This is a genomic window from Pseudomonas sp. TH34 (genome assembly GCF_016650865.1).
In the GTDB taxonomy this organism is placed as follows: Bacteria; Pseudomonadota; Gammaproteobacteria; order Pseudomonadales; family Pseudomonadaceae; genus Aquipseudomonas; species Aquipseudomonas yamanorum.
Genome location: NZ_JAEKFB010000035.1, coordinates 519,187 through 533,368, shown reverse-complemented (window position 1 = coordinate 533,368; position 14,182 = coordinate 519,187). Strand labels below are relative to the sequence as shown.

General features: G+C 61.4%; 14 protein-coding genes. 12 read left to right on the top strand and 2 right to left on the bottom strand.

What is annotated here, in order from left to right; translation table 11 throughout:
* The first annotated feature begins 9 nt into the window (after window positions 1-9).
* Window positions 10-2,358: a TonB-dependent receptor gene (locus JFU58_RS31695; RefSeq protein ID WP_201143080.1), complete on the top strand. Its 2,349-nt coding sequence runs from the start codon at window positions 10-12 to the stop codon at window positions 2,356-2,358.
* On the opposite strand, the gene JFU58_RS31690 is transcribed toward JFU58_RS31695, so the two are convergent.
* Together JFU58_RS31690 and JFU58_RS31685 are read right to left on the bottom strand one after the other, a co-directional pair.
* Window positions 2,355-3,539 carry a CynX/NimT family MFS transporter gene (locus tag JFU58_RS31690; RefSeq protein WP_093202971.1) on the bottom strand — a complete coding sequence of 395 codons (1,185 nt, stop codon included), beginning with the start codon at window positions 3,537-3,539 and terminating at the stop codon, window positions 2,355-2,357. The genes JFU58_RS31695 and JFU58_RS31690 overlap by 4 nt on opposite strands.
* On the bottom strand, window positions 3,526-3,987 hold the full coding sequence (locus tag JFU58_RS31685; protein ID WP_201143079.1) for a nucleoside deaminase: 462 nt from the start codon (window positions 3,985-3,987) through the stop codon (window positions 3,526-3,528). The genes JFU58_RS31690 and JFU58_RS31685 overlap by 14 nt, the downstream gene beginning before the upstream one ends.
* Window positions 3,988-4,092: 105 nt before the next feature.
* Between JFU58_RS31685 and JFU58_RS31680 the strand changes: the two genes are divergently transcribed.
* The 11 genes from JFU58_RS31680 to JFU58_RS31630 all read left to right on the top strand — a co-directional run bounded on the left by JFU58_RS31680 (window position 4,093) and on the right by JFU58_RS31630 (window position 14,180).
* Window positions 4,093-4,944, top strand: a complete 852-nt coding sequence (locus tag JFU58_RS31680) for a LysR family transcriptional regulator (protein ID WP_076015530.1) — start codon at window positions 4,093-4,095, stop codon at window positions 4,942-4,944.
* Window positions 4,945-5,184: 240 nt separating this feature from the next.
* Window positions 5,185-5,994, top strand: a complete 810-nt coding sequence (locus JFU58_RS31675) for an energy transducer TonB (RefSeq protein ID WP_201143078.1) — start codon at window positions 5,185-5,187, stop codon at window positions 5,992-5,994.
* A gap of 50 nt (window positions 5,995-6,044) precedes the next feature.
* Window positions 6,045-6,770 carry a MotA/TolQ/ExbB proton channel family protein gene (locus JFU58_RS31670; RefSeq protein ID WP_108083617.1) on the top strand — a complete coding sequence of 242 codons (726 nt, stop codon included), beginning with the start codon at window positions 6,045-6,047 and terminating at the stop codon, window positions 6,768-6,770.
* Window position 6,771: 1 nt separating this feature from the next.
* A complete protein-coding gene (locus JFU58_RS31665) occupies window positions 6,772-7,173 on the top strand; it encodes an ExbD/TolR family protein (protein ID WP_017478080.1) in 402 nt (133 codons plus the stop codon).
* A gap of 1,008 nt (window positions 7,174-8,181) precedes the next feature.
* A complete protein-coding gene (locus JFU58_RS31660; protein WP_201143077.1) occupies window positions 8,182-8,763 on the top strand; it encodes an alpha/beta hydrolase in 582 nt (193 codons plus the stop codon).
* 48 nt (window positions 8,764-8,811) lie between these two features.
* The gene (locus JFU58_RS31655; protein ID WP_093202957.1) at window positions 8,812-9,738 is read left to right on the top strand and encodes a sigma 54-interacting transcriptional regulator; all 927 of its coding nucleotides are present in this window, start codon (window positions 8,812-8,814) and stop codon (window positions 9,736-9,738) included.
* Window positions 9,739-9,886: 148 nt separating this feature from the next.
* Entirely contained in the window at window positions 9,887-10,669 is a 783-nt protein-coding gene (locus JFU58_RS31650; protein WP_063033612.1) for a MetQ/NlpA family ABC transporter substrate-binding protein, read from the top strand.
* A gap of 560 nt (window positions 10,670-11,229) precedes the next feature.
* Window positions 11,230-11,895: an amino acid ABC transporter permease gene (locus JFU58_RS31645; protein ID WP_063033611.1), complete on the top strand. Its 666-nt coding sequence runs from the start codon at window positions 11,230-11,232 to the stop codon at window positions 11,893-11,895.
* The gene (locus JFU58_RS31640; protein ID WP_063033610.1) at window positions 11,876-12,535 is read left to right on the top strand and encodes an amino acid ABC transporter permease; all 660 of its coding nucleotides are present in this window, start codon (window positions 11,876-11,878) and stop codon (window positions 12,533-12,535) included. The genes JFU58_RS31645 and JFU58_RS31640 overlap by 20 nt, the downstream gene beginning before the upstream one ends.
* Complete coding sequence (locus JFU58_RS31635; protein WP_017478085.1) at window positions 12,532-13,308, top strand: amino acid ABC transporter ATP-binding protein; 777 nt, start codon at window positions 12,532-12,534, stop codon at window positions 13,306-13,308. Before JFU58_RS31640 ends, JFU58_RS31635 begins: the two co-directional genes overlap by 4 nt.
* Window positions 13,305-14,180: a transporter substrate-binding domain-containing protein gene (locus tag JFU58_RS31630; RefSeq protein WP_010168882.1), complete on the top strand. Its 876-nt coding sequence runs from the start codon at window positions 13,305-13,307 to the stop codon at window positions 14,178-14,180. The genes JFU58_RS31635 and JFU58_RS31630 overlap by 4 nt, the downstream gene beginning before the upstream one ends.
* Window positions 14,181-14,182 lie beyond the last annotated feature (2 nt).

Sequence of the window (14,182 nt, the reverse complement as noted above, 5' to 3'; positions counted from 1 at the left end):
GAGCCGCTTATGAGCCTGTTGAATCGCGCTGTCCCTCCCTCTCCCTGGCGCCTGAAACGCCTGCCGATGGCGCTGTTGCTAGCGGGCAGTGCCAGTTGGTCCAGCAGCCAGGCGGCCGACGAGCCTGCGCCAGCACCCAAGGGTGAGAATGCCAGTGGCCAGTTGGAAACGGTCACGGTGACGGCGCGGCGGCGTACCGAAAGTGCCCAGGACGTGCCCACGCCCATGAGCGTGATCGGCGGCCAGGCCTTGGAGAGCCAGCGGGTCTACCGGATTCAGGACTTGCAGCAACTGGTGCCCAGCGTCAACGTCGCCTACATGCATGCGCGTCAGTCCAGCGTGTCGATTCGCGGGCTGGGGAACAACCCGGCCAGTGACGGCCTGGAAGGAAGTGTGGGGCTGTATATCGACAACGTGTACCTGGGGCGGCCGGGGATGGCCGTGTTCGACTTGATGGACATCGAACAGCTCGAAGTACTACGCGGTCCTCAAGGCACGCTGTTCGGCAAGAACACCACCGCCGGGGTGATTAACATCAGCACCCGCGCGCCGAGTTTTACTCCGGAGCGCAGCATTGAGACTTCCTTGGGCGAGGACGGTTACTTCCAGACCAAGGGCACGATTTCCGGCCCGCTGACCGAGGACCTGGCGGGCCGTTTCTCCGCGTACCGCACTCGCAGCGACGGCGACATCAAGAACGAGTACGACGGCCACGACCTCAATGGCGGTTCGCGCCAGGGCTTTCGTGGGCAACTGCAGTACAAGCCCAGCGACACCTTCAACCTGCGCTGGATCGGCGACTACAACGAAGAAGATTCCAGCGCCGGTACCCGGGTGCTGTACAGCACCGGGCCGACCATCAATGGCACCAACCTCTATCAATCGCGGGCGGCGGCGGCAGGCGCGACCCTGGTCGACGGCACGCACCGCAAGGTCAACCTCGACAGCGACCAGCACGTCACCGTGTTCCAGGGCGGCACCTCGCTGGAAGCCAACTGGACCCTGCCCAGCGACTTCACCCTGACCTCGGTCAGCTCGTACCGCTGGTGGAATTTCACCCCGCGCAACGACGACGGTCTCAACGTACCGGCCTCCTACAACGCCGGCGTGTCGGTGGAAGACAAACAGTGGTCCCAGGAATTTCGCCTGGCCTCACCCACCGGCGGCTTCTTCGATTACGTGCTCGGCGCCTACTACTTCGGCTCCGACCTGGACAACAAGTCCTTCGCCTATTACGGGCCCAAGGCCGACATCTGGAACGGCACGCCCACGGGCGCCTTGAACAACGTCAGCAGCGTGGGCAACGGGCATATCCGCACCGACAGTTTTGCGCTCTTCGCCCAAGGCACCTGGCACCTGACCGAGCGCCTGGATTTCACCGCCGGCCTGCGCGGTACCTATGAGCAGAAAAGTGCCTGGGTCACGCGCAATGCACCCCTTGGCGGCGACGCAGTCACCGGCGCGGCGGCCACTGCACGGCGCGGGCGCGCGGGGGCTTATGACTCCGGCGACCTCAACCAATACAGCACCAGCCCCTCCGGTTTGTTGAACCTGAGCTATCGCTTCAACGACGACTTGCTGGGCTACGCGACCTTGTCCCACGGCGAGAAATCCGGCGGGGTCAACCTGGCGGTGGGCTCCGCACCCACCGCCGGCCCGGACTCGCTGTTGATCGGTACCGAGCGCGCGAACAACGCCGAGCTGGGGTTCAAGAGCACCCTGTGGGACCGTCGCCTGCAACTCAACGCCAACCTGTTCTGGACCCAGGTCAACGGCTACCAGACCAATGCCTACGACGACAGCAACCGCGTGCAGTACCTGACCAACGCCGGCTCGGTGCGCTCCCGGGGCGTGGAGGTGGAGAGCACGCTGATCCCGATCAAGGGTCTGACGCTCAATATCAACGGCTCGTACAACGACGTGCAGTACCTGTCGTACAAAGATGCGCCGTGCCCGCCGGAAGTCAGTCTGCGCCCGGGTGCGCCCGCTTCGTGCGACTTGAGTGGCCACCAGGTGGTGGGCGCCTCGAAGTGGATTGCCAACGCTAATGGCGAATACAAATGGAACCTGGATAACGGCTTCGAACCCTACGTCACCGCCAGTTATGCGTTCCGCTCCAAGGCGGTGGGCACGGTGGAAGATTCCGATTTCGGGCAGATCCCGGCCTACGCGGTGGTCAACCTCTCCACCGGCCTGCGGGGCAATTACCAGCAGGGGCAGTGGGACGTGTCGTTATGGCTGAAGAACGCCTTCGACAAGACCTACTACACCACCCTGTGGACCGGCGGTAACGGGGGTTATGAAGGGCTGTTGGGCACCCCGCGCACGCTTGGGGTGACCGGGCGCTACGACTTCTAGGCCGCAACGGGAGCGGTGCGATACGTCGCCGGGCTGAACACTTGGGTGAGTATCAGCATCGCCACCACCGTCAGCGTCAGCACCAGCCAGGCGCTGACGAAACTGCCGGTCAATTCCCGCAGCCAGCCAGTCAGCCATGGCGAAATGGCGTTGATCAAAAAGCCCACGCCCTGGACGAACGCCGCCAGCTGGCCGGCCTCCCGAGGGTCGCGGCGGTGATCCAGGGTCAGCAGCAGGCTCAGGGCAAAACATGCCCCCAGGCCGAAGCCGATCAGCGCCACCCACAGGTGCGGAAACTCCAGCGGCGCTGTCAGCAGGCCGATATAGCCCACGGTCTGGGCCAGCAGGCTGATGCTCAGCAGCGGCCGACGATCAATGCCGCGTTGCGCCAGTGCGGGCATCAACAGCGCGGCGATCACCTGGAAGATCGTCATGAACGCCAGCAGCGAACCACTGGGCAGCACGTCCCAACCCAACTGCTGATAGTAGGCCGGCAACCACGCGACCATGCTCATGTAGCCGCAATTCACCAGGCCGAAATACAGCGCCAGCAACCACGCCCGACGGTTGCGCAGGCCCTGGAACGGCGCCGTCACCTGCGGGTTTTTCGCCGCACCCAATGGCAGCCACGCCCACAGCAACAGCGCGCCCAGGGCCGGTAGCAGCCAGATCCCGAGCCCCGCCTGCCAGTGCTGGAAATGCCCCGCCACCAACGGGCTGAGCAGCGCCGCCAAGCCACCGCCGCCCATCAGCGACGCCGAGTAAACCCCCATCGCCAACGGCACGCGCTGATGGAATTGGCGCTTGATCATCGCCGGCACCAGCGCCTGGATCAGCGCCACACCGGCGCCGCCAAACAGTGCGGTAGCCAGCAGCGCCGGCGCCTGGCCAAACAGCCAGCGCGCGAGGCACGCCAGCAGAATCATCATCAGGCCCAGGGCAATCCCGCGACGTTCTCCCAGCTTCGCCTCCAGGCGCACACCCACCAACGCTACCAGCCCCATGCAGATCACTGGCAGGCTGGTGAGCAGGGCGCTGCTCTGGAAACTCAGGCCGGTGGCCAGGCGGATTTCCCCCAGCAATGGGCTGATGGAGCTGAGGATGGGCCGCAGGTTCAGGCCCAGCACCACCAGCAAACCCCAACCGGCGAGTTTGCCGGCGAACGAATTATTCAGCGTCATGCAGGGCCTGCCATTCACCGTAAAGGGTTTGCATCGCCGCTTGAGGCAGATGCTGTACGGGCAATTTTTGTTCCGCCAAAGGCAACGTCATTTGCTGGTAGATCGCCGCTGTCGACAGGCCAAAGGGCGCCGCCACTTCGTTGCTGGCGGCGAACACCACGCGGGATATGCCGCACAGGTGCATCGCACTCAGGCACATCGGGCAGGGCTGGCCGCTGGCGTAGATCACACAACCGTCGAGGCGCGGGCCGAGTTGTTGGCTGGCGGCACGGATGGCGAGCATCTCGGCGTGGGCGGTGGGGTCCTGGCTCAAGTGGATCTCGTTGACCGCTTCCACCAGCACCTTGCCGTCGCGCACCAGCACGGCACCAAAAGGGCGGCCACCGGCTGCCACGTTGGCCTTGGCCAGTTGCACGGCGTGATGCAGATGCTGTTGATCGTCAGTCATGGAAAACCCCTCGTGCGCAATGAGGCGTGAAGTATGGGCAGCCGCAGGGGTATTCTGAAATTAAATATAACCATGCCAATCAGTGGCAAATGGAATGGTGAGCCCATGTTCGATCCTGTGTTGTTGCGCAGCTTTGTTGCCGTCGTCGATTGCGGCAATTTCACCCGCGCGGCCGAGCGCCTGCATTTGACCCAGTCCACGGTCAGCCAACAGATCCGCCGCCTCGAAGACGCACTCGGCAGCCAGGTCCTCGACCGCGACCAGCGCCGCGTGGTGGCCACGGTGGAGGGTGAACGCTTGCTGGCTTATGCGCGGCGCATCCTGGCGCTGCACGAAGAGGCTGCCGACGTGCTGATCAACCAGCAGAGCGATGGCGTGCTGCGCCTGGCGGTGCCCGAGGACTTTGCGGCCGAGCGCTTGATGCCACTGCTGTCGGCGTTTGTACAGGCTTATCCACGGGTGCGCCTGGAGGTCACCAGCGGCTTGGGGCCGGAGTTGCTGCGGGATTATCGCGGCGGTGAATTCGACGTGCTGTTGGTCAAGCAAATGGGCGACAGCGATGACTGTCTGGCGTCCTGGCCGGAGCCTTTGTGCTGGGTCGACAGCCGCAGCGCACCGTCCCTGGGGCGTGATCCGCTGCCGCTGGTGGCGTTTCCCGCCGGTGGCCTGTATCGCAATGAAATGCTGCATCACCTGGAGGTGGGTGGCTGGCGCTGGCGCATCGGTTATTCCAGCGCGAGCCTGGCCAGCGTGTGTTCGGCGGTGGCGGCGGGGCTGGGAATCAGCTTGCTGCCGGTGCGGGTCGTGCAGCCCGGGCATGTGGTGTTGGGCGCAGACAGCGGTTTGCCGGCGGTGCAGGGCGTGCGGCTGGCGCTGTATGGCCGTAATGGTTTGGGCGCAGCGGGGCAGGCGTTACTGCGTCAATTGCAGGATTTATGTGCCAGTAACCCCCGCTGAGTCATGCCTTGAGTGAATATTTTGTATGCCTCAAAAGCATTCGGATTTTGCGCCTCGGCGCCAGCCCGCGCAGGCCGTGGCTTTGGCGTATCTGGATGTTTCGTTTATTCATTTTGGATCTATGTATAACTTTAAAGATTACTTTAAGAGATAAGCGTCTGGCCCCGATGATTCAGCCCTCGACGGCCGCCAAGGCAGGCCCGTCGGTTTTTTTGCTTAAGACCGCAGGGGAGTTAATCAATGGGCAATGTCCAGACCGCCGCCAGTGCACAAGAGGTGCAGTGGCGCCACGCACCGGGTGGTGAGTTGGTCGACCTTGGCCGGCCGCACCGCGCGCCGTTGGGGCAGTTGCGTACGCAGAAAACCCCCAAGGGAGTGTTGAGTCGGCGTGAAGCGATCCTGTTGGGGATTCTCGCGCTGGCTTTGCATGGTGCGGTGATCTATTGGGTCAGCCAGAAGCCAACCCCGGTGCTGCCGATTGTGCCGCCGGAAATTCCGCCAATGACGATCGAATTTTCCCAGCCGGCGCCGCCGGTGGTGGAGCCGCCACCGCCCGTGCCGCCACCGCCGCCACCACCGGTTGTCGAGCCACCGCCACCGGTGGTCGATGAATTGGCCGCCAAGCCGGCGCCGAAAAAGATTCCGAAACCCAAGCCGGTACCGAAGCCAGTGCCCAAGCCCGCACCGAAACCGGTCGCCGAGCAGCCGCCCGCGCCGCCTGTACCTGCGCCACCGGCTCCAGCACCCGCACCGCCCGCGCCTGCGCCGGTTACACCGGCCTCGGCCAACGCCGCGTACCTGAAGAACCCGGCGCCCGAATACCCGTCACTGGCCCAGCGCCGGGGTTGGGAAGGCACGGTGTTGTTGCGGGTGCATGTGTTGGCCACCGGCAAGCCGGGTGAGATCCAGATTCAGAAAAGCAGTGGTCGCCAGCAACTCGACGAAGCCGCACTGGCTGCCGTTAAACGCTGGAGTTTTGTACCGGCCAAGCAGGGCGATGTGGCCCAGGACGGCTGGGTCAGCGTACCGATTGATTTCAAGATTCATTAATTATTGGATGCGGTGTGTCGGACACATCGCGACCTGCACAGAGGGAAAACATCATGGCATTAGCATCTCCAACTGAATCCATCGAAAGCGCGGTGATCTGGCTGCTGGTGGTCTTTTCGGTCGCTACCTGGGGCCTGGCCCTGCTCAAGGGCGTCCAGTTCGGTCGCCTCAAGTCCCAGGATCGCAAATTCCACAAACAGTTCTGGGCGGCCTCCAGTCTGGACTCGGCCGCTGAACTGGCTGAAACCAGGCCGGGCGCCGCTGCTCGTGTGGCCCAGGCCGGTTACGCCGCGATCCAGGTGGGTGAGGCGCCACACGCTGCTGACCTGAGCCAGGCGATCAATCATCAGGACCGCTTGGAACGTGCCCTGCGCCAACAAATCGTGCGTGAGCGTCGCTCCCTGGAAACGGGTCTGGCGGTGGTCGCGAGTATCGGCAGTACGTCGCCGTTTATCGGTCTGTTCGGTACCGTTTGGGGGATCATGGAAGCGTTGAAAGGCATCAGCGCCGCCGGTTCCGCCAGCCTCGAAACCGTGGCCGGGCCGATTGGTGCCGCGTTGGTCGCCACTGGTGTGGGTATTGCCGTCGCGGTGCCGGCGGTGCTGGTTTACAACTACTTCCTGCGTCGCCTGAAACTCACGGCTGCTGACCTGGATGACTTCGCCCATGACTTCTACAGCCTGGCGCAGAAGAACTCGTTCCGCGTGCTGCTGCACCCGACGCTGAGCAAGGCCGGTGCCCAGGGCGGCGCGCAAAAAGTGAAGGAGGCGTCCTGAGATGGCCTTCTCCACGCAAGACAGTGATGAGGTGCTGAGCGAGATCAACGTCACGCCGTTGGTGGATGTGATGTTGGTGCTGCTGGTGGTGTTTATTGTCACGGCGCCGTTGTTGACCAATGCGATTCCGATCAACCTGCCCAAGACTGAGGCCGTGGCGCCGGTGGAGCAGAAAGACCCGCTGGTGGTGAGCATTGATGCTGCCGGCAAACTGTTTATCAACAAGGATGAAATTCAGCCGGATTTGCTGGAATTCAACTTGCAGTCGGCCAAGGCCAAGGACCCGGAGGTTCGGGTGCAACTGCAGGCTGACGATGGAGTTAATTATGGCGAAGTGGCGCGAGCCATGGCGTCTATCGAGCGCGCGGGGATTACCAAGCTGTCGGTGATTACTGCACGTTAGTTTCAAATGCCTCGACAATTTTTTTGGCCGTTTCCTTGGCAGGGTGCGGCCTTTTTTTTGGGGCTTTGGGGGGAGTACATATCCGTTACTTAGGTAACGGCTACTTAGGGTTCCGCTCTTACAGCGGGTCACTTTTGGCAAACGCCCCAAAAGTAACCAAAAGGTCTTTGCCCCACCACTCGGTGCCTCGCCTAGGCTCGGCATGCCCGCACTCCGGCACGGCTCCGCGGGCCGCCGCGACGGGCCATCCATGGCCCGGCGCGGCTAAATCGGCATCCCTGCCGATTTACCCGCTCCACCGTGCCTACTTGCGGCCATCGTGGTTGACGGGGCCCGCAGATCAAGATCAAAAGCAAGATCAAGAACACAGCGGCCTACAGGCCGGCTTGAGTGTTAAAAGCCAGATCAAAAGCCAGAGAGAATGCAGATCTGCTTTTCTGTGGGAGCTGGCTTGCCTGCGATGCAGACAACTCGGTACATCAGGTACACCCAGTTGATGCTATCGCAGGCAAGCCAGCTCCCACATTTGGACCGTGCCCGCTTTAGCTTTTGATTTTGCTTCACCACACTCAAGCCGGCCGGGAGGCCGCTGTGCTCTTGCTTTTGATCTTGATCTTAGGCGCCCCGTTAAACCACGCTGGCCGAACGCAGGCTTTGGAGCGTGGGTAACCCGGCAGGACGCCGGGTTAGCCGCGCTGGGCCATGGATGGCCCATCGCGGCGGCCCACGGTCCAAAGCCGGAGTGAGGGCACACCGAGCATTAGCGAGGTGCCGAGTGGTGGGGCAAGAGCGTTTTGCTTACTTTTGCGCTCTTCAAAAGTGAGCCGCTGTAAGAGCGGAACCATAAGCCGCCGTTACCCAAATAACGGATATGTCCCCCCAACCCCTAAACCCCCCCCCCTCAAACAAACATTTTGGTTATTAATAAATAGCTTCTTATTCCTTAACGAATATATACCCCGTGCCTATACTGACCCACAACGTTAAACGCTGCAGGAGGGCACACCCATGCACAGCGAGTCGATTCGTTATCTGATCGTGCCGGGCTGGCAAGGATCGCCAGAAGATCATTGGCAAAGTCATTGGCAGAACAGCCTGCCCAACAGCGCACGCGTGGAGCAAGCCGACTGGCTCACCCCGCGCCGCGAAGACTGGGTGGCCGCACTGGCCGAAGCCATCGCCGCCGACAGCACCCCGGTGATTCTGATTGCCCACAGCCTGGGCTGCATCGCCGTCGCCCATTGGGCCGCCACCGCACCGGTGCAGTTCCTGCGTCAGGTACGCGGCGCCTTGCTGGTGGCCCCGGCCGATGTCGAACGCCCTGCCTGCGCTCCCGCCCTGCGTAACTTCGCGCCAATCCCCAAGCATCTGTTGCCGTTCCCAAGCCAGGTTGTCAGCTCCGACAACGACAGCGCCGTCAGCGCCACCCGCGCCCTGGAACTGGCGCGTAACTGGGGCGCCGAAGCGGGGATTCTCGCGGGGGCCGGGCATATCAATGTGAAGTCCGGCCATCAACGCTGGGAGCAGGGTTTCGCCTACCTCTATCGCCTGCAAAATCGCCTGGAACATCACTCCCGGCGCCGTGCATAAAATTTTTTAAACGCCCCTTCCCCTTCGTGGATGGGGCGGGAGTCTGCCATGAGCCTGCATGAAACCTTCGGTCAGCCCCTGCTGACCTTCCCCGACGCCGAAAAAAGCCCCCTGAGCATTCGTGCCAAGGCCCTTGTGTTTGTCGACCCGCGTTCGCGGCAACTGCGCGAAGACCTCGAAAATCTCGCCCCCCGTGCCTTGCCCGTGTTGATCCGCGGCGAAACCGGCAGCGGCAAGGAATTGCTCGCGCGGCATATCCACCGTGGCAGCGACCGCACCGGCTTGTTTGTTTCGGTCAATTGCGGCGCCATCAGCCCGACTTATGCCGACGCCGAACTGTTCGGCTACGCCGCAGGCAGCCACAGCGGCGCAGCCAGTAGCCGCGCCGGCTGGTTTGGCTCGGCCAATGGCGGCACCTTGTACCTGGATGAAATCGGCGACCTGCCGTTGCCGATCCAGGTCAAGTTGCTGGCGGCGCTGGAAAACCACGAAGTGACCCGCGTTGGCGCTCATCAGCCAAGTCCGGTGGATGTGCGGCTGGTGGCGGCCACCAGCATCGACCTGGCTCAGGCCGTGGCAGCCGGCAAGTTTCACGAGCGCCTGTTCCATTACCTCAGCGAAGGCCAGTTGGAGTTGCCGGCACTGCGCGAGCGGGTGGGCGATATCCTGTCACTGGCCGAGTATTTCCTCGGCATCTACAGCCAGCGCCTCGACTTGCCGGTACCGCTGATCAGCGACGAAGCCCAACGCGTGCTGGAGCATCACAGCTGGCCGGGGAACACGCGGGAGTTGGAGAACGTGATTCACTTTGCCCTGTTGGTCAGCAGTGGCGACGAGATTTTGCCGGAGCATTTGAACCTGCCGCTGCCGTCGGTGACGCAGATCGAACACCAGGCGCGGCAGATCCTCAGCAGCGGTACCGAGGCCGAACGTGATGCGTTGAGGCGTCTATTGAAAGGGTTGGCGTCTGTATGAACAAAATGGAATATCAAAGTGAATAAAAAGTATTGTTCTGGAATAAAAAACCTCGGTATTGTCCGCTTCACGCCGCGATAGCACTTCGCTGGCACTCAACTACAAAGCGGCCGTCCCAGACGACCCGGATTTTCGATAAGGACACTGCATGAAAAAGGTTCTGTTGTTTACCGCACTGGCGGCTGCCCTGACTGCAAGCTTCGCCCAGGCCAACGAGAAACTGGTGGTAGCCGCTACCCCGATCCCGCACGCCGAGATCCTTGAGCTGGTCAAGCCGACCCTGGCCAAAGAAGGCGTGGACCTGGAAATCAAAGTCTTCACCGACTACGTGCAGCCGAACGTGCAGGTGGCCGAGAAGCGTCTGGACGCCAACTACTTCCAGACCCTGCCGTACCTGGAAAACTTCAACAAGGGTAAAGGCACCAACCTGGTGACCGTGGTCGGTGTGCACGTTGAACCCTTCGGTGGTTACTCGAAAAAGATCAAAAACATCTCTGAGCTGAAAGATGGCGCCACCGTGGCCATCCCGAACGAAGGCAGCAACTCCGGCCGTGCCCTGCTGCTGCTGCAAAAGGCTGGCGTGATCACCCTGAAAGACCCGACCAACGCCCTGGCCACGCCGAAAGACATCGCCAGCAACCCGAAAAACCTGAAATTCAAAGAGCTGGAATCGGCCCTGCTGCCACGCGTACTGGACCAGGTTGACCTGGACCTGATCAACACTAACTACGCCCTGGAAGCCGGCCTGAACCCGGCCAAGGACGCACTGATCATCGAAGACGCCAAGTCGCCGTACGTGAACTTCCTGGTTGCCCGCCCGGACAACAAGGACAGCGACGCGATCCAGAAGCTGGCCAAAGCCCTGACCAGCCCTGAAGTGAAAGCTTTCATCGAGAAGAAATACAACGGTGCGGTCGTGCCGGCGTTCTGATCGAGCCCCAAAACCTCCTTCAAGGTTTAAACGCCGACGGCTTCTACAGCGTCGGCGTTTTTTATGGCTGGAATGCAATCGAAATGTGGGAGCGGGCTTGCTCGCGAATGCGGTGGGTCAGCCAACACATCTGCTGACTGATACACCGCATTCGCGAGCAAGCCCGCTCCCACATTTGGGACCGTGTCAGCTCAGAGATTCCGGCTGTTAATGGCCCTGCGCAACGCCACCAGCCACTTCACCAGCTCCTGCGGATCAATCGGTTTTGCTTTTGTCATCGCTCATTCCCTCGTCTGTTGGTTGGCCGTCAGTCTGGCCACGCGCTGCCTATCCCTGAAGTGCAGCACCGATAAAAAGACCCTTCCTACTTCCCCGGAAACAGTAGCTGTCATCCGCCGGTACCGCGAATCCGCAGGTTATCTATTTGGGTGATATCAATATGCTATTTCGGTATTTAAATTTTGCTTTTTATACCTTTAAAGTCGGCGCTACTCAGCGTTACCCACGCTGACCCGGACCGCACCAACGCCGCATTACCCCTGCGGCGTCAGGGATTTCAGATGACCTTCGATTACGCATTTATCCTCAGCACACTGCCGGCGTTTCTAAAGGCCGTGGGCGTGACCTTGCAAGTCGGCCTGATCGCTATCGGTACCTCGTTAGTGGTGGCCCTGATCAACGCTGCACTGCTGGTATTTCGCACACCCTACGTGTGGCGCCTGGTGGCGCTGTACGTCGAACTGGCGCGCAACACACCGCTGCTGATCCAACTGTTTTTCGTCTACTTCGCGTTGCCGGCCTTGGGATTGAATATCTCCGGGTTCTGGGCGGCGATCATCACCATGACCTTTCTCGGCGGCGCCTACCTCACGGAAGTGCTGCGCGCCGGTGTCGAGGCGGTGCCGCTGGCGCAGATCGAGTCGGGCAAGTCCATCGGCCTGTCCCACTGGCAGCTGCTGCGCCATGTGATCCTGCCTCAGGCGGGGATCCTCAGCCTGCCGGCGCTGTTTGCGAACTTCATTTTCCTGCTCAAGGAAACCACCATCGTGTCGGCGGTGGCGGTGCCGGAAATTCTCTACACCACCAAAAGCTACATTGCCCTCTATTACAAAACCTACGAAATGCTCGCGGTGCTGACGTTGATCTGCGTGCTGTTATTCCTGCCGCTGTCGCTGCTGCTCAGCCGCCTTGAAAGGAGGCTCCAGCATGGCCAGTTCGGGTCTTGAATTACTCTGGGTGTCGTTGCCGCAACTGGGCAAGGGCGCTGCGCAAACCCTGTCGATCTCGTTCCTGAGCATTGCCTTCAGTACCGTCGGCGGCGTGTTGTATGGCGTGCTGCGCACGCTGAATTCGAAAGCGATCAACCTGGTGCTGCGGATTTACCTCGAGCTGTTCCGCGCCATTCCGGTGTTGGTGTGGCTGTACCTGCTGTTCTTCGGCCTGCCGATTTTCTTTGGTCTGAGCATTCCAAGCTTCTGGTGCGCGGTGCTGGTGTTGTCGCTGTGGGGCGCCAGTGAAGTCGGCGAAGTGGTGCGCGGTGCCTTGCATTCGTTGCCCCGCGGCCAGCGTGAAGCCGGCCTGTCGATTGGCCTGTCGGACCCGCAGTTGTATGGCTACGTGCTCCTGCCCCAGGCCCTGAAACGCATGACCCCGCCGACCATCAACGTCTACACCCGCATCATCAAGACCAGCTCCCTGGCGGTGCTGATCGGCGTGGTGGACGTGATCAAGGTTGGCCAGCAAATCATCGAGCGCACCTACGAGTCGGTGTTGATCTACGGCGCGCTGTTCCTGTTTTTCTTCTTTATCTGCTACCCGTTGTCGGCCGCCTCCAAGGTGCTGGAACGGCGCTGGGCCCAAGCATGAGCGCATTGATCGAGTTTCAGGGTTTCAATAAATACTTCGGCGACCAGCAGGTGCTCAAGGGCATCGACCTGAGCGTGCAAAGCGGCGAAGTGGTGGTGATCCTCGGCCCCAGCGGTTGCGGCAAAAGCACCTTGCTGCGGTGCCTCAATGGCCTGGAAGTGGCCCACAGCGGCAGCCTGCGTTTTGCCGGCAAGGAGCTGCTGGACAAGGCCACCGACTGGCGCCAGGTGCGCCAGGACGTGGGCATGGTGTTCCAGAGTTATCATCTGTTCCCGCACATGAGCGTGCTCGACAACATTTTGCTCGGCCCGCTGAAAGTGCAAAAACGCGAGCCCCGCGAAGCTCGTGCCCAGGCAGAAAAACTGCTGGAACGGGTGGGTCTCTCGGACAAGCGTGACGCCTATCCGCGCCAACTCTCCGGCGGCCAGCAGCAACGCATCGCCATCGTCCGTTCGTTGTGCATGAACCCGCAGGTCATGCTGTTTGACGAAGTCACCGCTGCCCTCGACCCGGAAATGGTCAAGGAAGTACTGGAAGTGATCCAGGGCCTGGCCCGGGACGGCATGACCCTGCTGATCGTCACCCATGAAATGGCCTTCGCCCGCGCCGTCGCCGACCGCGTGGTGTTCATGGAGGCCGGCCGCATCCTCGAACAAAACACCCCCGAGGCATTCTTTACGAACCCGCAAACCGCACGCGCGCAGCAGTTCCTGGAGAAGTTCTCCTTCGTTTCAACACTGCCCAAAAGAACCAAGGAACTGGAGCTGTCATGAAAACTGCCAAGTTGTTATTCCCCCTGTTCGGCCTCGCGTTGCTGGCCGGCTGCAATAAATCCGAAGAGCCCGCCAAGACGGCCGCTGCGGCCACCCCGGCCCCAGCGGCGGTGAGCTACATCGACAAGATCAAGGCGCGAGACAAGCTGATCGTCGGCGTGTTTACCGACAAGCCGCCGTTTGGTTTTGTGGATGAGTCCGGTCGCTACGTCGGCTTCGATACCGACATCGGCCGCCGCTTCGCCAAGGACCTGCTGGGCGACGAGAACAAGGTTGAATTCGTTGCCGTGGAGCCGGCGAGCCGCATTCCGTTCCTGCAAAGCGACAAGGTCGACCTGATCCTCGCCAACATGACCGTGACGCCTGAGCGCAAGGAAGCGGTGGACTTCACCAACCCGAACCTGAAAGTGGCGGTGCAGGCACTGGTGGCCAACGGCAGCCCGGTGAAAAGCCTGGACGACCTGGCGACCCGCACCACCATCGTCACCACCGGCACTACCGCGGATATCTGGCTGACCAAGAACCACCCGGACTGGAAACTGCTGAAGTTCGAGAAAAACTCCGAGTCACTGCAAGCGCTGTCGGCTGGCCGTGGTGATGCCTATGCCCAGGACAACCTGGTGCTGTTCAGTTGGGCCAAGCAGAACCCGGGCTACCGTGTGCTGGAGCAGAAACTGGGGGATGAAGCGCCGATTGCGCCGGCGGTGAAGAAAGGCAATATCGAACTGCGGGATTGGGTGAATGCCGAACTGGCGAAGTTGGGCGAGGAGAAGTATCTGCTCAAGCTGTATGACCAGTATGTTCGCAAGGAACTGAGCGATGACACCAAGCCTGAGAGTGTGATTGTTGAAGGCGGGAAGTGGCAGGGCTGATC